Origin of the sequence: Streptomyces sp. NBC_01474 (assembly GCF_035918215.1) — a bacterium.
Lineage (GTDB): Bacteria > Actinomycetota > Actinomycetes > Streptomycetales > Streptomycetaceae > Streptomyces > Streptomyces aureus.
In genome coordinates this window covers 7,987,285-8,009,513 of record NZ_CP109449.1, presented here as the reverse complement: position 1 = coordinate 8,009,513, position 22,229 = coordinate 7,987,285, and the positions used below count along the sequence as shown (strand labels likewise).

General features: G+C 71.2%; 21 protein-coding genes. 9 read left to right on the top strand and 12 right to left on the bottom strand.

The genetic code is table 11. The features are described 5' to 3' along the window. Positions 1–12 precede the first annotated feature (12 nt). On the bottom strand, positions 13–1,680 hold the full coding sequence (locus OG758_RS36510; RefSeq protein ID WP_326713804.1) for a class I adenylate-forming enzyme family protein: 1,668 nt from the start codon (positions 1,678–1,680) through the stop codon (positions 13–15). Beyond that, positions 1,677–2,444 carry an SDR family oxidoreductase gene (locus OG758_RS36505; RefSeq protein WP_326713803.1) on the bottom strand — a complete coding sequence of 256 codons (768 nt, stop codon included), beginning with the start codon at positions 2,442–2,444 and terminating at the stop codon, positions 1,677–1,679. The genes OG758_RS36510 and OG758_RS36505 overlap by 4 nt, the downstream gene beginning before the upstream one ends. Before the next feature lie 148 nt (positions 2,445–2,592). Here OG758_RS36505 and OG758_RS36500 point away from each other — a divergent pair, with 148 nt between their 5' ends. Together OG758_RS36500 and OG758_RS36495 are read left to right on the top strand one after the other, a co-directional pair. Continuing rightward, entirely contained in the window at positions 2,593–3,843 is a 1,251-nt protein-coding gene (locus OG758_RS36500) for an exo-beta-N-acetylmuramidase NamZ family protein (RefSeq protein WP_326713802.1), read from the top strand. An 84-nt stretch (positions 3,844–3,927) separates the two neighbouring features. Further along, positions 3,928–5,253, top strand: coding sequence for an MFS transporter (locus OG758_RS36495; RefSeq protein ID WP_326713801.1), 1,326 nt, complete (start codon positions 3,928–3,930; stop codon positions 5,251–5,253). Positions 5,254–5,297: 44 nt separating this feature from the next. On the opposite strand, the gene OG758_RS36490 is transcribed toward OG758_RS36495, so the two are convergent. Then, positions 5,298–8,153: a penicillin acylase family protein gene (locus OG758_RS36490; protein WP_326713800.1), complete on the bottom strand. Its 2,856-nt coding sequence runs from the start codon at positions 8,151–8,153 to the stop codon at positions 5,298–5,300. A gap of 257 nt (positions 8,154–8,410) precedes the next feature. Here OG758_RS36490 and OG758_RS36485 point away from each other — a divergent pair, with 257 nt between their 5' ends. Next, positions 8,411–9,013 (top strand): hypothetical protein, encoded by a 603-nt coding sequence (locus OG758_RS36485; protein ID WP_326713799.1) that lies wholly within the window; start codon positions 8,411–8,413, stop codon positions 9,011–9,013. A 107-nt stretch (positions 9,014–9,120) separates the two neighbouring features. On the opposite strand, the gene OG758_RS36480 is transcribed toward OG758_RS36485, so the two are convergent. The 3 genes from OG758_RS36480 to OG758_RS36470 form a co-directional block, all read right to left on the bottom strand. Next, positions 9,121–9,633 (bottom strand): hypothetical protein, encoded by a 513-nt coding sequence (locus tag OG758_RS36480; protein ID WP_326713798.1) that lies wholly within the window; start codon positions 9,631–9,633, stop codon positions 9,121–9,123. A gap of 122 nt (positions 9,634–9,755) precedes the next feature. Then, positions 9,756–10,598, bottom strand: a complete 843-nt coding sequence (locus OG758_RS36475; RefSeq protein WP_326713797.1) for an ABC transporter permease — start codon at positions 10,596–10,598, stop codon at positions 9,756–9,758. Then, the gene (locus OG758_RS36470; protein ID WP_326713796.1) at positions 10,595–11,533 is read right to left on the bottom strand and encodes an ABC transporter ATP-binding protein; all 939 of its coding nucleotides are present in this window, start codon (positions 11,531–11,533) and stop codon (positions 10,595–10,597) included. The genes OG758_RS36475 and OG758_RS36470 overlap by 4 nt, the downstream gene beginning before the upstream one ends. 133 nt (positions 11,534–11,666) lie before the next feature. Between OG758_RS36470 and OG758_RS36465 the strand changes: the two genes are divergently transcribed. Continuing rightward, positions 11,667–12,887: a sensor histidine kinase gene (locus OG758_RS36465; RefSeq protein WP_326713795.1), complete on the top strand. Its 1,221-nt coding sequence runs from the start codon at positions 11,667–11,669 to the stop codon at positions 12,885–12,887. Then, complete coding sequence (locus OG758_RS36460; RefSeq protein ID WP_326713794.1) at positions 12,884–13,546, top strand: response regulator transcription factor; 663 nt, start codon at positions 12,884–12,886, stop codon at positions 13,544–13,546. Before OG758_RS36465 ends, OG758_RS36460 begins: the two co-directional genes overlap by 4 nt. A gap of 11 nt (positions 13,547–13,557) precedes the next feature. Here OG758_RS36460 and soxR read toward each other — a convergent pair whose 3' ends face one another. Then, entirely contained in the window at positions 13,558–14,025 is a 468-nt protein-coding gene (soxR, locus tag OG758_RS36455) for a redox-sensitive transcriptional activator SoxR (RefSeq protein WP_326713793.1), read from the bottom strand. Between the two features lie 125 nt (positions 14,026–14,150). Between soxR and OG758_RS36450 the strand changes: the two genes are divergently transcribed. Continuing rightward, the gene (locus tag OG758_RS36450) at positions 14,151–14,612 is read left to right on the top strand and encodes a MaoC family dehydratase (RefSeq protein ID WP_266566073.1); all 462 of its coding nucleotides are present in this window, start codon (positions 14,151–14,153) and stop codon (positions 14,610–14,612) included. Positions 14,613–14,624: 12 nt separating this feature from the next. Here the strand turns inward: OG758_RS36450 and OG758_RS36445 are convergent, their stop codons facing one another. The 3 genes from OG758_RS36445 to OG758_RS36435 form a co-directional block, all read right to left on the bottom strand. Further along, entirely contained in the window at positions 14,625–15,263 is a 639-nt protein-coding gene (locus tag OG758_RS36445; RefSeq protein ID WP_266668800.1) for a TetR/AcrR family transcriptional regulator, read from the bottom strand. Positions 15,264–15,337: 74 nt separating this feature from the next. Next, entirely contained in the window at positions 15,338–15,628 is a 291-nt protein-coding gene (locus OG758_RS36440; RefSeq protein ID WP_326713792.1) for a YiaA/YiaB family inner membrane protein, read from the bottom strand. 140 nt (positions 15,629–15,768) lie between these two features. Beyond that, positions 15,769–16,920, bottom strand: coding sequence for an acyl-CoA dehydrogenase family protein (locus OG758_RS36435; protein WP_326713791.1), 1,152 nt, complete (start codon positions 16,918–16,920; stop codon positions 15,769–15,771). A gap of 80 nt (positions 16,921–17,000) precedes the next feature. Between OG758_RS36435 and OG758_RS36430 the strand changes: the two genes are divergently transcribed. The 3 genes from OG758_RS36430 to OG758_RS36420 all read left to right on the top strand — a co-directional run bounded on the left by OG758_RS36430 (position 17,001) and on the right by OG758_RS36420 (position 19,644). Next, positions 17,001–17,648: a TetR/AcrR family transcriptional regulator gene (locus OG758_RS36430; protein ID WP_326713790.1), complete on the top strand. Its 648-nt coding sequence runs from the start codon at positions 17,001–17,003 to the stop codon at positions 17,646–17,648. Between the two features lie 43 nt (positions 17,649–17,691). Beyond that, positions 17,692–18,402, top strand: a complete 711-nt coding sequence (locus OG758_RS36425; protein ID WP_326713789.1) for an ArsR/SmtB family transcription factor — start codon at positions 17,692–17,694, stop codon at positions 18,400–18,402. Positions 18,403–18,588: 186 nt separating this feature from the next. Next, positions 18,589–19,644, top strand: coding sequence for an urea transporter (locus OG758_RS36420; RefSeq protein WP_326713788.1), 1,056 nt, complete (start codon positions 18,589–18,591; stop codon positions 19,642–19,644). On the opposite strand, the gene OG758_RS36415 is transcribed toward OG758_RS36420, so the two are convergent. Both OG758_RS36415 and OG758_RS36410 read right to left on the bottom strand, forming a co-directional pair. Next, positions 19,610–20,938, bottom strand: a complete 1,329-nt coding sequence (locus tag OG758_RS36415) for an MFS transporter (protein WP_326713787.1) — start codon at positions 20,936–20,938, stop codon at positions 19,610–19,612. The two genes, OG758_RS36420 and OG758_RS36415, sit on opposite strands and share 35 nt — an antisense overlap. Before the next feature lie 196 nt (positions 20,939–21,134). After that, positions 21,135–22,217, bottom strand: coding sequence for a Zn-dependent alcohol dehydrogenase (locus OG758_RS36410; RefSeq protein WP_326713786.1), 1,083 nt, complete (start codon positions 22,215–22,217; stop codon positions 21,135–21,137). Positions 22,218–22,229: the final 12 nt, after the last annotated feature.

The following is a 22,229-nucleotide window of genomic DNA, read 5'->3' as shown; positions in this document are numbered from 1 at the left end:
TTTCTCCTGCGATCAGCTGTTCTGTGTACGGGAACGCAGTTCCCGCCGGAGGATCTTCCCACTTGTCGTCTTCGGCAGCTCGGGCAGGATCTCCACCTCGCGCGGGTACTTGTACACGGCGAGCCGCTCCTTGCAGTAGGCGGACAGGTCGTCCGGGCCCACCGAGGCGCCCGGGCTCAGACTCACGTACGCCCTGACCGTCTCCCCGCGGTAGGGGTCGGGGACACCCACGACGGCGGCCTCGCGCACGGCCTCGTGCGTGTAGAGGACGTCCTCCACCTCGCGGGGCCAGACCTTGAAGCCGGAGGCGTTGATCATGTCCTTCTTGCGGTCGACGACGTAGAGCCAGCCGTCGGCGTCCATGAAGCCGATGTCCCCGGTGCGCAGTTCGCCGTCCGGGAACGACTCGGCGGTGGCGTCGGGGCGCTTCCAGTAGCCGGGCACGACCTGGGGGCCGCGGACGGCTATCTCGCCCTGCTCGCCGAAGGGCACCTCCTGGCCGAGGTCGTCCACGATCCGGACGATGCTCTCGGGTCCCGGGACGCCGACGGCGAGGGTGCCGGAGACGGGGTCGACGGGGGCTTCCTTGCCGGGCGGCACGGAGGCGCAGGGAGCGGTGCACTCGGTGAGGCCGTAGCCGTTGTGGATGTAGGGGCCGAAGCCGGCCCGGAACTTCTCCACGAGGGCGGGCGGCACCGGCGCGCCGCCGGACGAGATCGACTGGAAGGATTCGAAGTGCTCGCGGGTAGCGGCCGGGTGCGCGGCGAGCGCCATGAACGCGGTCGAGGGGCCCACGGTGTAGGCGGGCCGGTGCTCGGCGAACGCGTCCAGGACGACGCCCGCCTCGAAGCGGTACGCGAGGACGAGGGTGCCCGTGTTCGCGAAGGAGGAGACCAGCTCGCAGACCATGCCCGTGATGTGGAAGAGCGGCGCGAGCCCGAAGTACGTGCCGCCTTCGGGGATGCCGAGTCCGGCGCGCTGGCGCTCGGCGTTGTACGTGATGTTGCGGTGCAGGTTCGTGGCGCCCTTGGGCGTGCCGCTGGTGCCGGAGGTGTAGCTGATGAGCGCGATGTCGCCCGGGCCCGGGTCGCGGCCTTCGGGCGCCGCGTGGCCCGCGCGGGCGACCGTCAGGAGGTCGTCGGCGTCCTCGGCCTGTGGCTCCACGCGCTCGAACTTGAGGACCCGCTCGTCGCCCCGCGTCTGGAGGTCCAGCTCGCAGGCGGTGAGCGCGATCCGTACGGGAGAGTCCGCCGCGGTCTCGCGCAGATACGCCTCCCAGGCCCGGTCCGAGCAGATCAGGGCGGTCACGTCGGCGTCGTGCAGGACGTGGGTGACCTCGCCCGCCTTGTACATCGGGTTGACCGGGACGACGGTGGCGCCCGCCTTGTAGGCGGCGAGCAGGCCGATCACGAAGTGCGGGGAGTTCTGCAGCATGAGGGCGGCGCGGTCGCCGCGCTCGAGGCCGCGCGCGGCGAGGTGCCCGGCGACGGAGTCGCTGAGCTCGTCGAGCTCGCGGTAGCTGAGGCGGCCGTCGAAGTAGGCGACGGCAGTGCGGTCGGGGGCCTTGCGGACCGCGGCGCGGAATGCGTGCAGCACGGACTCGGCCGGGGTGACCGGGGCCCGCTGCGCCTCGGAGAGCTGCCCGAGCCAGGGCATGGCCGCATAGATCGAGGAGCTCACTTCTGTGCCGCCTCCCACTTCTGCTGGATGTGGTTCATGTTCGACAGCCAGCGGTCGGGCGTCGCGGCCCTCGCCGCGTAGTACCCGGCGACCTCGGGGTGCGGGAGGATCAGGAAGCGGTCCTCCGCCATGCCCGCGAAGAGCGCGTCGGCGACGTCCTCGGGCTCGATCGCGGTCGGCGCGAGGACGAGCTCCCCGGCGGATCCGGAGGCGGTGAGCATGTCCGTACGCACGCCCTGGGGGCAGATCGCGTGGACCTTGAGCCCGCGGTGACGGTAGGTGAGGGAGAGCCACTCGGCGAAGGCGTACGCGCCGTGCTTGGTGACGCTGTAGGGCGCGGCGCCGACCATCGTGAGCAGCCCGGCCGCGGAGACGGTGGAGACGAAGCGGCCGCTGCCGCGCTCCAGCCAGCCGGGCAGCAGGGCCTTCGCGGCACGGACGTGCGCCATCACGTTGACGTCCCAGGCGGCGGCCCAGATCTGCTCGTCGGCGTCCTCGGTGCCGCCGGAGGCGAGCCCCGCGTTGGCGCAGTAGACGTCCACGGTGCCGTCCAGGGCGTCCAGCGCCTCGGGCACGATCTCGGACGCGTCGCCCGGCACCGCCGTGGCGCCGATCTCGTCCGCGACCGCCTTGGCCTTCCCCGCGTCCAGGTCGTTCACGACGACGCGCGCTCCCGAAGCGGCGAAGCGGCGGGCGAGCGCGGCTCCGATGCCGCCTCCCGCGCCGGTGACGACGACCCCCGTGCCGTGCAGGCTGTCCACCATCGGTCTCCCTTGACTCGATTTCCCGTTACAGACTAAGCAGTCGGTCAGCACAACGGAAGAGGTGTCGCGGTCGGCTTCGTTCCGCGGGGGCGCGGCGCACGCTAGCGTGCGTGCACATGCCACCTTCCGCGATCACGGAGGTCACCACATGAACGTGTCCAGACGGAGCCTGCTCGCCGCCACCACCGCCTCGGCGGTGGCCGCCACGGCGGGCTCGGCGTCCCCCGCGCTCGCCGCGGAGAAGGACGCCGGCCGGCTCCGCACCGGTTTCGAGCGGCTCGCGGCCGACGGATACCGGATCCTCGCCGGGCAGAAGGTCGGCTTCGTGACGAACCCGACCGGCGTCACGCGCGACGTCAAGCACATCGTCGACGTGATGCACACCGACGAACGCGTGAAGCTGACCGCGGTGTTCGGGCCCGAGCACGGCTTCCGCGGCACGGCGCAGGCGGGCGGCTCGGAGGGGCGCTACGACGATCCGGCGACCGGACTGCCCGTCTACGACACCTACTTGAAGAGCGGGCAGGCGCTGGCGGACGTCTTCACCGCGTCCGGTGTCGACACCGTCGTCTTCGACATCCAGGACGCGGGCGCCCGCTTCTACACGTACATCTGGACGCTCTACGACTGCATGGAGGCCGCGCAGCTCGCCGGGAAGCGGTTCGTGGTGCTCGACCGGCCGAACCCGGTGACCGGGCGCGGGGCCTACGGGCCCGTCCTCCACAAGGAGTTCGCGACGTTCGTCGGCCGGCGCGAGATCTCCCAGGCCCACGGGATGACGGTCACGGAGCTGGCGCGCCTGTTCAACGGCGAGTACCTCGCGAAGCCCGTCGAGCTGGAGACGGTCCGGATGACGGGCTGGAAGCGGCGCGACTTCTACGACGCGTCGGGGCTGCCGTGGGTGCCGCCCAGCCCGAACATGCCGACCCCCGACACCGCGCTCGTCTACTCGGGCACCTGCCTGTTCGAGGGCACGAACCTCTCCGAGGGCCGCGGCACGACCCGCCCCTTCGAACTGCTCGGCGCCGAGGACGTCGACGGACGCTGGGCGGCCGCCGCCAACGAACTCCACCTGCCCGGCGTGGACTTCCGCGAGGCGTACTTCGCGCCGACCTTCTCCAAGTTCCAGGGCAAGACGATCGGCGGCGTGCAGATCCACGTCAGGGACCGGGCCGCGTACGACCCCGTACGCACCGGCATCGCGCTCCTGGTGACGGCGAAGAAGTCCTGGGGCGGTTTCGCCTGGCGCTCGGACAACTGGATCGACAAGCTCACGGGGTCCACCCAGGTGCGGACGATGATCGACGCCGGGGCGTCCACGGACGAGGTGGTCGCGGCCTGGCAGGGCGAACTCGCGGCGTTCCGGGCGGTGCGCAGCCGGTACCTGGCGTACAAGTAGGGCCTGGCCCCTGACGTCTCGCGATACGGGACGACCCATTCCGCGTATTGACTGCCATGTACACGCACAACCACAGTGCAGTACGTGCTCAAAGACGACTCCACCAGGCAGAACACGGTCACGGGCGCGGATTCTGACGGGGACAGCCCCGAGAGCCTGCGCCGCGTGGCCGTCGCCAGTTTCATCGGGACCGCGATCGAGTTCTACGACTTCTACGTCTACGGAACGGCCGCCGCCCTCGTCCTCAACGAAGCCTTCTTCCCGAACCTCTCCTCCCTCAACGCGACCCTCGCGTCCTTCTCGACCTACGCGGTGGCCTTCGCGGCCCGCCCCATCGGCTCGCTCCTGTTCGGTCACTTCGGCGACCGCGTCGGCCGCAAGTCCGTCCTCGTCGCCTCGCTGCTCCTGATGGGCCTGTCGACGGCGTGCGTCGGCCTGCTGCCCGGATACAGCACCTTGGGCGTGTGGGCGCCGCTGCTGCTCGTGCTGCTGCGCTTCCTCCAGGGCGTGGGCCTCGGCGGCGAGTGGGGCGGGGCGGCGCTGCTCGCCGTGGAACACGCGCCGCGCGGCAAGCGCGGTCTCTTCGCGGCGTTCCCTCAACTCGGCCCGTCCGTGGGCTTCTTCGCGGCGACCGGCATCTTCTGGATCCTGTCGACGACGCTCGACGACGAGGCGTTCCACTCGTGGGGCTGGCGCGTGCCGTTCCTGCTCTCCTTCCTGCTGGTCGCCGTCGGCCTCTTCGTGCGGCTGAAGATCAGTGAGACGCCGGTGTTCGCCAAGGTGATGAAGGAGCAGGAGGCGAGCAAGGCGCCTGCGCTGGAGGTCTTCAGGCGGCACCCCCGCGAGATCCTGCTCGGCGCGGGCGGCATGGTCGTCGCGTACGGACTCTTCTACACCGCGACCACGTACTGCCTCGCCTACGGCACGACGACCCTCGGCGTCCCGCGCAACACGATGCTCGCGGTCTCGCTCGTCGCCTGCCTCTTCCTCGCGGCGGGCACCTGGCTGGCCGCGACCCGCTCGGACGCGGGCGGGCGCCGCAGGCTCGTGCTGGCCGGCGCCGGGCTCGCGGTGGTCTGGGGCCTGGTCCTCTTCCCGCTCATGGACACCGGGCAGCCCGTGCTGATCGCGCTCGCCCTCGGCGGCGCGCTGTTCTGCATGGGCGTCGTGTACGGGCCGATGGGCGCGTACCTGCCGGAGCTGTTCGGGGTGCGCGTGCGCTACTCCGGGGCGTCCTTCGCGTACAACCTGGGCGGGGTGCTCGGCGGCGCGGTGTCACCGCTCGTGGCCACGCGGCTCCAGGGCGAGTTCGGCTCTTCCTCGGTGGGCTGGTACGTCAGCGCGATGGCCGTCGTCTCCCTGCTCTGCGTCCTCGCCCTGCCGGAGACGAGGGAGCGCGAACTGGGCTGACCCCCATGGGGCACGCGGGTGCGTGCCCCATGGAAGCGGCCGGACTACGGCCGGTGCGCCGGGAATTCGACGACCTGCTGGTACGTCGGACGGTTCTGCCACTGGATCCCGCGGTGCGTGATGCCGCCGAGCGCCCGGTGGATGATGGTGTCCGAGCACCACTGGTCGCCGGCCTTGCACGCGTCGTCGCCGGGGTAGACCTCGGCGGCGGGCTTCGCGGCCGCCTGCACGAGCGTGGCGAGCAGGACGTCGCGGCAGGCGTCGAGTTTGCCGCCGCCGCAGTAGGCGGCGCCGAGCCTGCCCTTCACCGGCTGCCCGAGGACCGTGCGCAGGTCCTTGTCCACATAGCCCCACCAGCCGTACTGGAACGCCGATCCCGCGTGCGCGCCGGTCGGGCCGTGGCCGGCGGACGGCGACTCGTCGATGGCCAGTTCGCCGGTGAGCGCCCCGTACAGGTCGCCGCCGAGGCCGGGCTCGAACTCGGCCTTCACCAGGAGCGGCCACCAGGCGTCCATGATGCGTACGGCGTCCGGGTGCGCGTAGGTGTGCGAGCCGGCCGACGTCTGGTTGCGCTGGGCGCCGCCCTTGCGCCAGGCCTCCAGCTGCTGCACGGCCTTGTTCAGGGCGGGGTCGTCGACGGGCTTGCTGCGGATGACCTTGAGGATCTCGGGCAGCACCTGCTCGCCCCGCAGATCCGTGAGGGCGGCCTCCTCCATGGCCTGGGTGAGCGAGGCCCTGGTGACGCCGCCCTCGGCGACGAGCCGCTTCACGCGCCCGTCGAGCAGATCGGCGCGGTGCACGGCGCCCAGGCTGAAGTTGGCGGCGCCGAACCCCTTGGCCTGCTTGTTGTTCCAGGAGACGTAGTAGTCCTGGTCCACGGAGTTCGGGTGCTGGGACGGCGGCGCGTACGCGGCCGTGTTGCCCGTCGGGTCGAAGTCCCGCCACTCGTAGGCCTTCTCGGCCTTCACCGGGAAGGAGGCGTCGACACCGGCCGCGCGCACCGGGTTGGCGCCGCTGTTGTAGTACGCGATGTCGCGCGAGTCGGCGTAGAACCAGTTGAAGGCGTAGCTGATGTGCTGCGCGGCCTTCTCGAAGGTCGCCGCGTCCTTCACGTACGACGGGTCGTTCAGCATCTGGAAGCCGATGATGGAGTCGGCCTCGTGCCGGTACGTCGAGCGCAGCGAGGTGTACGCGACGGGCTTGCCGCCGACCGCCGCACGGTGCGTGACGATGCCGTACTTCGTGCGGAAGACCTGCATCCGGTAGGAGCCGGCCGCTGTGGAGTCGGCGAGGGTCGGCTTCCAGGCGTTCTTCTTCTCCAGCTTCTCCATGGGCGTGCAGGTGCCGCGGTACAGGTAGTTCGTGGACTGCCGGGTGGGCGTCGCGCCGTCCGGCTCGCACAGTTCCACGGCGTACGTGTCCGTGATGTCCTGGCCCGCCGAGGTCGCCGACCAGGCGTAGTCCTGGCCGCGGCCGAGCTGGATGTACATGCCGACGCCCGCGAACGAGACGCCGCGCGCACTGATGCCCGGACCCTGGAGCTCCTGCATCATCAGGAGCTGCGGGGCGAAGTACCCGGTCTGCGGGCCGAACACGGCGACCGGGTGGCCGGACGCGGTGTGCTTGCCGGAGACGAGGAGGGCGTTGGACATGCCCTTCTTGGAGTCGGAGTTCCTGAACGTGTCCGCGGGCAGCACGCCCTTGTCGTACATGCCCTGGAGCGGCTTGAGCTTCGCCGGTGCCTTGACGGGGGCCTTGCGCCCCGCCTCGGCCGGCTTGGCCGAGCCCTCACGGTCGTACACGAGGGGTTCGCTCTCGACGGTGCCCTTGTCGGGCAGCGCCTCGCCACGCGGGTTCTCGGGCTTGGCGCCGTAAGGGAAGCTCGTACCGTCGTGGATGGTCGTCACGGCCTCGGGGTCGTCGCGTCCGCGGAAGGACTCCCAGACCTCGGTGCCCCGCTCGACGCCGTACTTCTGCTGCGCCGACAGGAGCGAGAGGGCCTGGCCGACCTCTCCCCCGCCGCCGCCTCCGAAGAGGCCGCCGACGACCGAGGCGAGCGCGATCATGTCGGTCACCTTGAACGGCTGGATCTCGCCCACGTTCGTGATCGCGTCGATCTTGCCGGTCAGGACGTACTCACCTGGGAAGTAGCGGCCGTTCTTCGACTTCTCGCGATAGGCGTTGAGCCCGTCGATGTAGGCCTGCGCGTCGTCCATGGCCTGCTTGCCACGGGCGCCCTGGGTCGTCCTGATGTATTCGACCTGCTTCTCCAGGTCCTGCTCGGTGTACGGGGCCTGCGGCCAGAACTCCTGCTCGAGTCCCTGGTTGGCGAGGGCCCCGCCCGCGAACGACGTGAGCTCGCCGCGGCCGATGTGCCGGAACAGGTCGATCAGCCAGAGCCGGTCCTGACCTGCGGCGTAGCCGGCGCCGAACTCTGTTCCGTAGCGCGTGGAACCTTTGACATGGGGTACACCGTTCTTCTTGTCACGGGTGATCGTCACATCGTCGCGGGGGCGCGTGACGGAACCGACCTGACCATCGGGGACCCCGAAGGAGGAGTCGTTGAAGAACTGGGTGAGGGTGTCGTCCGTCAGGGACGGGTACCCGGCGGCGAGCGCGTCGTAGGGGCCGAGTTGATCGTCGGCGTGGGCGGGCTGGGTGCCGAAGAGGCGGTGGCCGAGTATCTCGGCCAGCGTGGCGCTGCCGTTGGCGCCGGGCGGCAGGATGTCCGCGCACCGGCCCGCGCAGTAGTCGGGCGCCGGTGCCGGCTCCGCGGCGGACGCCTCACCGACCGGGGACAGCAGCCCCGCCGTGAGGACGAACACCGCGGTGGCGGCCGTGCGCTGGAGAGTTCTACGGAGGCTTCTGTGCTGGGTGGTTCGTGTGGTGCGCCGTCGCATGCCTGATCCTCCCGACGATGGTGCGCCGGAGGTTACCGGCGGTAGGAAGCCGACTGGAGATGAACATGCGTCACCTTTTCGGAATCGCCACACGCGACCCCCTGGGACGAACGGGCCCCAGGAGGTGCCGCTGATGGAGTCCATCGGAAATCGGATGGAACGGCATGGATCCGAATCGAGTGTCGATACGTCTATTCGGCGACGTCCTTTCGACGACGACGCCGAAGTACATGTACGTGTGACGGAGGTGCAGGGCGATGGCCGGATTCCGGAGTCTGGCGAGACAGGCGCGCGACCCGCGCAATGATCTGGCACTGCGGCGATACTCGCTGCGCAAGTGCCTGGAGCGGTTTGCCCCTTACGGGCACCGGGCGACCTGGGACCACCTGTGCTCGCGGGCCGGGTTCGACCCCGAGGACCGGTCCCCCGAGCCGGCGCGCCTGACGGCCGCGCTCGACGAGCTCGAGGAGGCGCGGGCGGTCTGGCTCGCGTACGAGACGCAGTTCGCGGAGCGCCGCCGCAAGGAGAAGCACGACGGGCTGCGCAGACCGGGCACGTTCGACGACTGGCACCGGCTGACCTGGGGCGGCTTCGGCGTCGCCTGGTGCGACGACCCGATGGTGCATCCCTCCGAGCCTCTCGCGGAGGTTCTGAACCGGCTCATCGCGGCCCTGGAGCGCGAGCCCGGCACGGCCTGTCCCGTCTGCACCGGCACGACACTGCGCTGGGAGCACGACCTGGCGCACGAACCGTCGTCAGGACCGGTCTGCACCCACTGCGGCATCGTGGTGCCGCGCCCCGTCCTCACCCCCGCGTCCCTGGCCGGAGCCTGGCGGGCACGGGTCCTTGTCTCGGCGTGAGCGCATCGGCACGAGCACGACTGCACGAGCACGACTGCTGGAGCACGGCTGTGTGAGCACGACGGGGGTGCCGCCCATGAGCCGCACCCCCGGTCCACTCATCTGTCTCAGCCGCTCGGTGTGATCACGTCCGTCTGGACGGCCAGCTTGAACTCGGCGAGGACCAGCGGCGTACGGATCAGCGCGTCGCCCGCCCCGCGCACCGAGATCTTCAGGCCGACCGGGGTTCCCGGGTGCACGAACATCTGCCAGGTGTACGACCGGTACTGACCGCCGCCGGTCGGCGCCGAGTCCGTCGTGGCGGTCGAGTCGTAGCCGGTCGAACCGGCGAGCGGGTCGCGCACGAAGCGTGCCCTGAACTCGCGCGGTCCGGAGTCCGGCTCCCAGAAGACCAGCGCGGACAGGGTGCCCCACCCGTCGTGACTCGGCCGGATCAGACCCGAGTGGGTGTCCGGGTACCTGGACCCCTTCGGCGGGTCGTGCATCTTCCAGGGGTCGTACGACTCCTCGCCCGCCGCGTAGGGGAAGCGGACGAGGTGGTAGCCGTCGCGGTCATAGGTGATCTTCTGCGGGCCCGAGCGTGCGGCCTCGTACTTCAGCGAGCAGATGGCGAGTCCCATACGCGTCTCCCCGTCCCCGTGATACGTCCTGCCGTCCTGCCCTCATGCATCCCCAACTCCCTTGCGGGTGAAGACATCCGGACGCCCGGATCCGGTTGCGGACGGATACGTGCCGGATACGGTCACACGTCGCGGCGCCGTACGACGAGCAGTGCCAGGGCGAGCGCGACCAGCGGCCAGAGCACGTACACGGTCCAGCTCCCGGCGACCGTGGCCCCGTTGTACGCCTCGGGCGGCGTTCCGTAGATCTGGGCCAGGCGCTGCCACGCGTTGCGCACCATCGCGTTGGCGAAGGTGACGGACAGCGGCTTGCGGGACGAGAAGAACACCGGCAGCAGGAGCAGGACGAACGAGCCCGCGACCACGGTGGTGGCGCTGTGCCGGATCAGGACGCCCAGGCCGAGGCCGACGAGCGCGCACACCGGGGCGAGCAGCGCCGAAGCGGCCAGCGCCCGCAGCGCGTTGGGGTCGCCGAGGGAGATCGCGGCGTCCCGCCCGCTGAGGATGGCCTGCACGACGGAGAACGAGCAGAGACCGACGACCGACCCGAGCACGGTCCACAGGACGGCCTGCACGACGGCCTTGGCGAGGACCACGGCGCCGCGCGCGGGGACAGCCACGGTGGTGGTCCGGATGAGGCCGCTGCCGTACTCGCTGACCGTGGCGATCGCGCCGACGGACACAGCGGCGAGCATCAGCGTCAGATACCCCTCCGCCGGAAAGGAATCGCCCAGTGAGAACGGGTGCTCCCGCTGCGTGAGGGCGTTGTAGGACGGGAAGTTGTTGTAGTCGGCGAGGGCGCGGGCCGCGGCGACGCCGGTCACGACCAGCGTGACCAGGACGATCACCCAGGGTGTGGAGCGCAGCGACCGTACCTTGATCCACTCGGCGGCGACGAGGTCGAGGAAGCGAGCCGCCGGCTCGTTCACCGCCCCGGCGATCGTTGTTGTGGTGGTGCTCGTCATCGGGGCTGCCCCGCCTTTCCCGCGTCTCCCGACAGGTACTCGACGCTGCCGGCGGTGAGTTCCATGAATGCCTCCTCCAGCGAGGCCGTGCGGTTGGTCAGCTCGTGCAGCATGATCCGGTGCTCGAAGGCGAGCGCTCCGATGCGCTCGGCGGGCAGCCCGGTCACGGCGATCCTGGCCGCGTCCGGCGGGCCGTGCGGCTCGACGGACGCGCCGGCCGCCGTGAGGACGGCCGTCAGCTCGCCGGCCTGCGGCGTCGCGACCAGCACGCTGAAGCGGGTGCTGCGGGCCGCGAACTCCCGTACGGACTCGGCGGCGATGAGGCGGCCCTGTCCGATCACGACGAGCTGGTCCGCGGTGCTCTCCATCTCCGTCATCAGATGGCTGGAGAGGAAGACGGTGCGTCCCTCGGCTGCCAGGCGGCGGAAAAGCCCGCGTACCCAGAGCACGCCCTCCGGATCCATGCCGTTGATCGGCTCGTCGAACATCAGCACAGGAGGGTCGCCGAGCAGGGCCGCCGCGATGCCGAGCCGCTGCTTCATGCCGAGCGAGAACCCGCCGATGCGGCGCCCGGCCGCCTCGGTCAGGCCCACCTCGGCGAGCACCTCGGCCACGCGGCTCGCCGGGATGCGGTTGCCGCGGGCCAGGGCGCCGAGGTGCGCGGCGGCGCTGCGCCCGCCGTGTACCTGCTGGGCGTCGAGCAGCGCGCCGACGTGGCGCAGGCCGCGCGGGTGGGTGCGGAAGGGGACGCCGCCGATGGTCGAGGTGCCGGCAGTGGGCGTGTCCAGGCCGAGGAGCATCCGCATCGTGGTCGTCTTGCCCGCGCCGTTGGGGCCGAGGAAGCCGGTGACCTGCCCCGGCCGGACGGCGAAGGAGAGATGGTCGACGGCGGTCTTGTCGCCGTACCGCTTGGTGAGTTCGCTGACTTCGATCACGAGGGCAACGGTGCCGGTGCGGATGTGGGGCGCGCATCGGCCCGTCGGCGGCCTTCCTCCGGGGCGGCATGCACCCGTGGGATGCAGCCCGTGGACTCATGCCGGGAGCGGACGGCGCACCTACGATCCCTGTGTGGACGCCACCTCGACACCCTCGCCGCCCCAGCGCACGTTCGGGCGCGCCCGCTCCGTCCTGACCTGGATCGGCGCGGTCCTGTACCCGTTCATGGCCCTGCTCCCCGCGGTCAACACCGACCGGCGGGCGCCCGGCATCCTCCCGGCCTGTGCCGCGGCGCTCGCGACGGTCCTGCTCGTCGGCATGATCCGGCGCAGGCCCATGGCCGCCCTGGTCATGGTGCTGCTCGTCACCGCCCTCCTGCCGCCGGTGGCCAAGTACCACGGCCCTGTGTGGTTCGTGCCGTTCGTCGCGGTCGACATCACGCTCGGGTACGTCGTCGCGACCCGCACCCTGCGGGCGTCGGTGGCCGCCGTCTCCCTAGCGTTCCTCACGCAGTGCCTGACGATCCTCGGCTTCACGAGCGGGCCCGACAATCTCATCGCGATCGGGACGATCGCCCTCCTGGCGCTGGTCACCGCCTGCGTCGTGGGCCTCCTCGGCCGCGAGCGCCGACGGCACGCGACGGAGCTGCGCTCGCACGAGGTGGCCGAGGCGATCACGGCAGAACGGCTGCGGATCGCCCGCGAGTTGCACGACCAGGTCGCGCACAGCATCGGCATCATCGCGATCCAGGCCGGTGTCGGCAGCCGGGTCATCGAGACGCAGCCGCTGGAGGCGCGGGCCGCCCTGAGCGCCATCGAGGCCACGAGCAGGGAGACCCTGTCGGGGCTGCGGCGCACGCTCGTCGCGCTGCGCAGGTCGGGTCCTTCGGCGGAGTCGGGGGCGGCGCCGTACGGACCCGCGCCGGGCCTCGGCAATCTGGAGCGCCTCGCGGCCACGACCACGGACGCGGGCGTCGTGGTCGACCTGCGGTGGAGCGGGCAGCGGTGTCAACTGCCGCCCGACATCGGCCTGTCGGCGTACCGGATCGTGCAGGAGGCGCTGACGAACGTGGTACGGCACTCGGGCGCCGGGCGGTGCCGGGTGACCGTTGGGTTCGGGGAGGATGAGCTGTCCGTGGAGATCGTCGACGAGGGGCGCGGGATGCGAGGCGCGGGGCCGGGCGTGGGGTTCGGGATCACCGGGATGCGGGAGCGGGTGGCGCTGCTGCACGGGGAGTTCAGCGCGGGGCCGCGGCCCGAGGGAGGCTTCCGGGTGGCGGCACGGCTGCCGCTGCCGGAGCCGACGGCGACGGCGACGGACGACGCCGCCGCGTCCGGGGCGGACGCCCGATGACCGTGCGCGTGGTGCTCGCCGACGACCAGCCGCTCGTGCGCTCCGGGCTGCGCGTCCTCATCGCCGACACCCCCGATCTGGAGGTCGTCGGGGAGGCCGCGAACGGTGAGGAGGCCGTCCGGCTGGCGAGGGAGGTCAGCCCCGATGTGATCGTGATGGACATCCGGATGCCGGGCATGAACGGGATCGAGGCCACGAGCCTGGTCACCTCGGGCCCGGGGGCGACCCGTGTGCTGGTGCTGACGACCTTCGACGAGGACGACTACGTCTACGGCGCGCTGCGCGCCGGCGCGAGCGGCTTCGCGGTCAAGGACATGGCGCTCGACGACATCCTCGCCGCGATCCGGGTCGTCGCCGCCGGGGACGCGCTGATCGCGCCGGGGATCACGCGCCGCCTCATCGCCGACTTCGTGGGCCGCCCCGAGCCGTCCCCCGCCCGCGCGCCGCGTGCGGTGGAGGGCATCACCGAGCGGGAGCGCGAGGTGCTGACGCTGGTGGGGCTCGGCCGGTCGAACAGCGAGATCGCCGAAGAGCTGTACATCACCGTGGCCACGACCAAGTCGCACGTGGCCCGCCTGTTCACCAAACTGGGCGCCCGGGACCGGGTCCAACTCGTCATCATCGCCTACGAGTCGGGGCTGGTCTCCGCGCCCCGCTGAGCGGCAGTCCCTCAGGCGCCTTCCCGGTTCTCCTTCATCAGGCGGGACCCTGTGAGGCGCTCGCCGAACACGTCGTCCGGGTTCGAGAGGACACAGTTCTCCAGGGACAGACAGCCGCACCCGATGCAGTCGGTCAGGTGGTCGCGCAGCCGCCCCAGCTGCGTGATGCGCTGGTCCAGTTCGGAACGCCAGGCCTCGGAGAGGTGTGCCCAGTCCTCGCGGGTCGGGGTGCGCCCCTCGGGCAGCGCGGACAGCGCGTCACGGATCGTGGCGAGCGGGATGCCGACGCGCTGCGCGGCGCGGATGAACGCGACCCTGCGCAGGGTGTCGCGCTGGTAGCGGCGCTGGTTGCCCGTCGTGCGGCGGCTGCTGATCAGGCCCTTGGCCTCGTAGAAGTGCAGGGCCGAGACGGCGGCTCCGCTGCGCGCCGACAGCTGACCGACGGTGAGTTCGTGGATCTTCACTGGAATCTGGGGCACCGTGCCGAGCCTACTGGGCCGACCCTGCCGTCGTTGACAGAGGTCGCCCGCCCTAGCATGCTGAGCAAGCGCTTAGACATCCGCCTGAGACATCCGCACATGGTGCAAACATGGGAGGCCAGGACATGGCAGAGCCGAGGGTTTTCGCGACGGTCGACGAGCTGCGCGCGGCGGTGGGCGAGCAGCTGGGGTACAGCGACTGGGTCGAGATCGAGCAGAAGCGGATCGACCAGTTCGCGGACGCCACGGGTGACCACCAGTGGATCCATGTCGACCCCGAGCGCGCCAAGGACGGGCCGTTCGGCACGACGATCGCGCACGGTTATCTGACCCTGTCGCTGCTCCCCCTCTTCGGGCCGCAGCTGATCAAGGTCGACGGCATGAAGATGGGCGTGAACTACGGGACGAACAAGGTCCGCTTCCCCGCCCCGGTGCCGGTCGGCTCACGGCTGCGCGCCACCGCGAAGATCACCGGCGTCGACGACGTGCCCGGCGGCGTCCAGGTCTCGGTCGCCTTCACCGTCGAGCGCGACGGCGGCGACAAGCCGGTGTGCGTCGCCGAGTCGGTGTCCCGCTACTACCTCTGAGCCCCGCCGGGGTCAGGAAACCCGGGCCCCCACCATCCGCAGGACGAGGTCGGCGTACAGCGCGCCGACCTCGTCGGGTGTCCGGCGCCCCTCCGTGTTGAACCAGCGCGCCACGTCGATGCAGAGCGACAGCACGGCCAGCGTGGTGCCCGGGACGTCGGGGACGTCGAACTCCCCCGCCTTCACACCGTCGTTGATGATCTCGCGCACGGTCGCGTCGCTCTCACGGCGCAGGGCCACGATCTCCGGCCGGTGCTCCTCGCCGAGCGAGTCCAGCTCGTACTGCACGACGCGCGCCGTCAGATGGCGTGCCGCGTGCCAGCGGACGAAGGACCGTACGGCCTCGGAGAGCCGCTCGGAGGCGGTGCCCTCCTCGGCGGCCGCGTCCTTGAGGATCTCCAGGGCCTTCTCGTGGCCGATACGGCTGATGCGGAGGAGCAGGTCCTCCTTGGTCCGGTAGTGAATGTAGAGCGCGGCCGGGCTCATGCCGGCCCGGCTCGCGATGTCCCGGGTGGTGGTCGCGTGGTAGCCGCGCTCCGCGAACGCCTGGACAGCAGCGATCAGCAGCCGCCTGGCCGCGTCCGGGGTGACCTCGGCCCAGGACATGTCGTCCGTGGCAGCCTCGTTCTGGCCGTGCCGCTCCGCGCTCATCGCTCGCTCACATCCTCCCGTGGACAGGACGAACACCATACCCCTAGAGCTGAGCGAGCGCTTAGTACCGTACGTCAGCCAACGGGCTTGAAGGGGTCGTGGTCGGCGAGGATCTTGTCGATACGGGCCTGGTCGATACGGCTGACGACCTGATCGACCTCCTGACGGTCGCGGATGACCTTGGCGAGCGTGAACGCGGAGGTCGTCAGATAGAGGACGGCGATGGCGAGGAAGCCGCGGACCCAGCCGCTGGCGTCGATGCGGTAGACCCCGACGGCGGTCGCCACGAGCGCGAGCGCGAAGGAGGCGACGGCCTGTCCGTAGAAGGCGTTGGTGGTCCTGTGCTTGACCGGTGTGTCACTCATGGGCGACAGCATGGAGCGGACGGGGGCGCACCCCCATCCGCTCGCGTACTCAGAAACGTACTCAGAAGCCGAGCCCGGAAGCCGGACTCGGAAATCTGACTCGGAAATCTGACTCGACAGCCGGACTCGGCAGCCCGGTCTCAGAAGGCCGATACGCCGGTGAGCGCGCGGCCGATGATGAGCTTCTGGATCTGGCTGGTGCCCTCGTAGAGGGTCATGACGCGGGCGTCGCGCAGGAGTTTGCCGACCGGGTACTCGTCGATGTAGCCGTAGCCGCCGAAGACCTGGAGGGCGTTGTTCGCGCAGCGCACCGCGGCCTCGGAGGCGAACAGCTTCGCCTGGGAGGCCGCGGTCGCGAAGTCCTCGCCGCGGTCGATGAGGTCGGCGACGCGCCAGGTCAGCAGGCGCGCGGCGTCCACGTCGACAGAGATGTCGCTGATCAGCTCCTGCACCAGCTGGTACGAGGCGATGGACTTGCCGAACTGCTCGCGCTCCGCCGCGTATCCCACGGCGGCGTCGAGCGCGGCCTGCGCGATGCCGACGCAGCCCGCGGCCACGGACATGCGCCCCTTGGCGAGCGCCGACATGGCGACGGAGAAGCCCTTGCCCTCGGGCCCGAGCATCGCGGAGGCGGGGACCCGGACGTCCTCGAGGACCAGCTCGGCGGTGGCCTGGCCGCGCAGGCCGAGCTTGCCGTGGATGGTGCGGCGGGTGAGGCCGGGGGTGTCCGAGGGGACGAGGAAGGCGGTGACACCCTTGTGTCCGGGGGCGTCGGTGGAGCGGGCGAAGAGGAGGACGACGTCGGCCCAGGTGCCGTTCGTGATGAACATCTTGGAGCCGTTGATCACGTAGTCGTCGCAGTCGCGGACGGCCCGGGTCGTGAGGCTGCCGGCGTCGGAGCCGGTGCCGGGCTCGGTGAGTCCGAAGCAGCCGAGGGCCTCGCCGGCCGTGAGCCGCGGCAGCCACTTCCGCTTCTGCTCCTCGGTCCCGTACGACTGGATGGTCTTGGTGACCAGACCGAGCGAGACGGAGACGATGCCGCGCACGGACGAGTCGCCGCGGCCGAGCTCCTCGGTGACCAGGCAGTACGCGAGGTGGTCGCCGCCCGAGCCGCCGTACTCCTCGTCGATGGTCAGGCCCAGGAAACCGACGTCGCCGAGCTTCTTGACGATGCCGCGGTCGACCTCTTCGGCGCGGTCCCAGCCGACGACGTTCGGGGTGATCTCGCGCGCCACGAAGTCCCTGGCGAGCCGCCTCGCGGCCGCCTGCTCCTCGCTGAGCTCCAGATTCATGGACCACACCTCAAGGCATAAGTGAATGAGCACTAAATTAGCAGTGCTAGTTTTCTGTTGACAGCCCTACTATGTGCCGCATGGCCCGACCGCGCAAGCCCCTCCTGAGCAGAGACCGCATCGTCACGGCGGCGCTCTCTCTCGTCGACGCCGAGGGCCTCGCGGCCGTCTCGACACGGCGGCTCGCCGCCGAGCTGGGCGTGAGCGGTCCCTCGCTCTACAACCACTTCCGCACCAAGGACCAGATCCTGGAGGCGGTCGCCGACTCGGTGAGCGCGCAGGTCGACCTGTCGATGTTCGACCCCGCGGACGGGCGCGACTGGCACACCTCCCTGCACGACTGGGCGGTGTCCTACCGGGCGGCCCTCCTCGAGCACCCGAACATCGTTCCCGTCCTCGCCCAGGGGCCCGGCCGCCGGCCCGCGGGACTGCGGCTCGCGGACGCCGTGTTCGGCTCGATGGTGGACGCGGGCTGGCCCCCGGCGCAGGCCACGTCGATCGGCGCGCTCATGCGGTACTTCGTGACGGGCTCCGCGCTCGGCTCGTTCGCCGGGGGCTTCGTCGACGACGAGACGGCGTACGACCCCGCCGACTACCCGCACCTCGGCCAGGCGCACCTGCTCGCCGACCGCCAGGAGCTGATCGACGAGCGGGCCTTCGAGACGGGCCTGCGGGCGCTCCTCGACGGGCTCGCGCAGCAGTACGGGCAGGTCGCGGCGCTGCACTGACGTTTCGGCCGTCACCGAACCGTTCCGGGCGCATGCTTGACCCATGAAGTCGAGGGAACCCGGGGCACCGCGCCTCGCCGCGCTCGCCGCACTCATGGCCGACGAAACCCGCGCCGCCTGTCTGCTCGCACTGCTCGACGGGCGGGCGTGGACCGCCGGTGAGCTCGCGCGGCACTCGGGGGTGGCCGCCTCGACCGCGAGCGAGCATCTGGGAAAGCTCGTCGCGGGCGGCCTGCTCACCGAGGAACGGCAGGGGCGCCACCGCTATGTGCGGCTCGCGGACGCGCGCGTGGCGGGGCTCGTCGAGGAACTCGCCGCGTACGCGGCGCCGGACGGCGGGGAGCGGCCGGCGACGTTGCGGGCGGTGAGCGCGCGGGACGCGATGGCACGCGGGCGCACCTGTTACGACCATCTCGCGGGCCGTCTCGGCATCGCCCTCACGGACGCGCTGGTCCGGCGCGGGGATCTGCAAACGGAGACGGGGTTCGCGCTGACCCCGCAAGGGGTGGACCTGTTCGGGGCGTTGGGGATCGGGCTCGAGCGGTCGGGGCGCCGGCCCATGGCGCGGGCGTGCCTGGACTGGACCGAACGCCGGCCGCATCTCGCGGGGACGGCGGGCGCGGCGCTGTGCAGCCGCGCGTTCGACGCTGGCTGGGTCGTGCGGATCGGGTCCGAGCGGGCCGTGAAGGTCACGCAGGACGGGGAGCGGGCGTTCGGCGACGCCCTGGGGATCGGGGCGGAGTCGCTGCGCTAGCGACGCCCGGGGATCGAGGCAGCGGCGCTGCATCGGCGGCGCCCGGGGATCGGGGCAGCGGCGCCGCGTCGGCCGGGAGGGGGGTGCTTCCTGCCTCGATAGGCCCCTTCTTCCGGACTTCAGGGGATGTCTGTAAAGTGCCTCCGTTCTGCTCGGTGAAACAGGGACGTAACACGGGAGCACGGGATGCGGCAGGCCAAGAACGGCCCAACTCCTGGCGAATCAGCCCTTGATCGGGGTGCGGGTTGTAGGCAATTCGGCGTTCAGGTCCTACGGGGGCAGGCTCAGGTCGCCTTTCTGTCCAGCGTCCCGGCCGGACTGCTCTTCGCCGTGGCGCTGTTCGCGGCGGGGTGGGAGTACGGGCTCTACGCGATCGCGGGAACGGCGCTCGGCACGGCCACCTCGCGGCTGCTCGGCGCGGACCGCGAGCGCGTCTCGACGGGCCTCGAAGGGTTCAACGCCTGTCTGACGGCGCTGTGTTTCGCGGTGTTCCTGGGCGCCGGCCATCTTTCGACCGCGCTGCTCGCGGCGGCCGGCTGCGTCGTCGTCACCGTCGTCACCGCGGCCGTCGTCAATCTGCTCGGCGTGTGGAACCTGCCGTCGCTGACGCTCCCCTACTGCCTCCTCGCGAGCGCGATGACCACCGCGGCACCGGGGTTCGAGCGGATCTGGCACCACGGCGACGGCCTCGCCGCCCTCACGAGCGCGGCGACCGGGCCGACCTCGCTCGGCTTCTCCGACCTGTGGCACGGGTTCTTCACCGGCTTCGCCCAGATCTTCTTCATGCCGCAGTGGTACGTCGGCGCGCTGGTGCTCGCCGCACTCCTCGTCGCGAGTCGCCGGGCCGCCGCCGTGGCGGGCGTGGGCAGCCTCGTCGGGATCCTCTCGGCGTGGGCGCTCGGCGCTCCCGCCGCCCAGATCGCGGACGGCACCATGGGCTACAACGCGATCCTCGTGATGCTGGCCCTGTGCGGGGTGTTCCTGGAGGCGGGCCCGCGCACTCTGGGCTACGCCGTGGTGGGCGCGTTCACCGCGACGGCCGCGACGTCGGCCATGGCCGCGGTGTTCGCGCCGTCCGGCGGACACATGTTCACCTGGCCGTTCGTCCTGACGACGTTCGCCTTCCTGGCGGCGGCCCGGTCCTTCCCCGAACTGCGGACATCGGCTCCGGCGCCCGCGGCGCCGGAGCCGATGTCGGCGGAGGCTCTCAGCGCGCAGCCGCCCGCCCCGCAAGCACCTTGATGGAGATCAGAGCGATCACGCCGAGCCCGATGATGTAGCCGGAGACGGCCATCGACGTGCCGGTCGCCTCCAGGAGCAGCACCATCACGAACGGCGCGAGTCCGCCGCCGAACACGGCCGCGATCTGATAGCCGAGCGAGGCGCCGGTGTAGCGCATCTCCGCGGTGAACAGCTCCGCGAACAGGGCGGCCTGAGGCCCGTACATGATGCTCAGGAAGCAGCTGGTGACAAAGGTGCCGACGGCCAGCCAGAGCAGTGAGCCCGTGTCGATGAGCAGGAACATCGGCACGGCCCACACGACGAGGCCCGCCGCGCCGAGTGCGTAGATCCGCAGCCGTCCGATGCGGTCGGAAAGGGCCGCCGACGCGGGGATCAGGGCGAGCTGGGTGAGGCTGATGCAGAGCGAGACGGTCAGGACGGCCTCGCGCTTCATACCGAGTTCACGGGTCGTGTAGTCGAGGACTCCCGTGATGATGATGTAGAACGTCGCGGTGTTCACGGCGAAGGAGCCGCCCGCGAGGAAGACCGTGCCGAGGTGTTCGCGCAGAATCCTGCGCAGCGGGGAGCGGGAGCGGTCCGCCTCCGCCTTCGCCAGTTCCGCCTCCGCCGCCTTGAACTCGGGGGTCTCCTCGACCTTCGCGTGGATGTACCAGGCCAGGGCGAGCACGAGCAGGCCCACCAGGAACGGGAGCCGCCAGCCCCACGCGGCGAAAGCACTGTCGCTGGTGAGGGCGCCGGCGACGAGGAAGACGGTGTTGGCGGTCACCACGCCGATGGGGACGCCGAGTTGGACGAGGCTGCCGTAGAGGCCGCGCTTGCCCTCGGGGGCGTACTCGGTGGCCATCAGCATCGCGCCGCCCCACTGGGCGCCGACGGCGAGGCCCTGCACGACCCGCAGGGCGACGAGGAGGATCGGCGCGGCCACGCCGATCGTGTCGTACGTGGGAAGCAGGCCGATGCCCGTGGTGGCGAGGCCCATCAGGGTCAGGGCGAGGACCAGCATGGGCTTGCGGCCGCGCTTGTCGCCGAGCTGGCCGGCGATGACCCCGCCGAGCGGGCGGGCTAGGAAGCCGACGGCGAAGGTCGCGAAGGCGGCGAGCACGCCCGCCGACGAGCTGCCCGAGGGGAAGTAGAGGTCGCCGAGCACGAGGGCGGCCGCGATGCCGAAGACGAAGTAGTCGTACCACTCGACGGCCGAGGCGAGCGCGGCGGCGGTGGCGACCTTTCGTCGGGCACGGGTCTCGGCTTCGGAGGAAGCGGTGGCTGCGGGGCGAGCGGATGGTGCCGTGTCCATGCGTGCACACTCCGGTGGCTGCGGGGAGGGGACGGTCCGCGGCGCCGCGGTCCCGGGAACATACTGACCGGACGGTACGCGGGTCAACGGGTTGCGCAGCAGCAGTTTTTGCCTGCACATGGGCAAGCGCCGGCCGTGTGCGGACAGCCCTGTGACCCCGGCCGCTCGGGGGCGGCCGGGGTCATGGGGTGCGGGTCTAGAAGACGACCAGCGCCCGTCCGCCCTTGCCCGCGACCATGTTGTCGAAGGCGGCGGGGATCCCGTCGAGTGCGATGTGTTCGGTGACGAGTGCGCTCGGGTCGAGGCGGCCCGCGCGGATGTGCTCGGCCAGGACCGGGAGGTCCTTCGCCGGGTCGGAGTTGCCGTAGACGCAGCCGGAGAGCGTGCGGCCGAAGTGGAAGATCTCCAGTGCGTTGAAGGTGACCTGCTGGTCCTTGCCGCCGATGCCGACGACCGTGGTGCGGCCGCCGCGCCGCGTGGACTCCCACGCGGTACGGATGGTCACGGCGCGGCCCACGCACTCGACCGCGACGTCCACGCCCTGCTTGCCGGTGAGACCGCGGATCTCGCGTGCGGTGGTCTCGGAGGACACGACGTAGTCCGTGGCGCCGGCCCTGCGGGCCAGCTCCTCCTTCTCCGGCGAGACGTCCACGGCGATGATCTTCGAGGCGCCGGCGATGCGGGCCGCCTGGAGCGTGGCGAGGCCGACCCCGCCGACGCCGAAGACGGCGACCGTCTCGCCCTCACGGACCCGCGCCGAGTGGTGCACGGCGCCGTATCCGGTCAGTACGGCGCAGCCGAGGAGGGCCGCGTCGGTGAGGGGCACGCCCTCGGGGGCGCGCAGGACGCAGTTCGCGGCGACCACCGTCTCCTCGGCGAACGCGGCGACGTTCAGGCCCGGGTGGAGGTCGCCGCCGTCGTCGGAGCGGTGGGCGTACACGGAGCCCGCGCCGGTGAGGGCGTCGGCACACAGCCACACCTCGCCGAGTGAGCAGGCGTGGCACTTTCCGCACGCGGGCGCCCAGTTGAGGACGACCCCGTCGCCGGGTGCGACATGGGTGACGCCCTCGCCGACGGAGACGACCGTGCCGGCGCCCTCGTGGCCGAGCACGGCGGGGACGGGCACGCGCATCGTGCCGTTGGTCAGGGACAGGTCGGAGTGGCAGACCCCGGCGGCGGCGAGCTTGATGCGGACCTGCCCGGGGCCGGGCTCGGGCAGGTCGATCTCCGTGATCTCCAGGGGAGAGCCGACGGCGGGCAGGACAGCGGCGCGGACCATGATGCGGGGAAC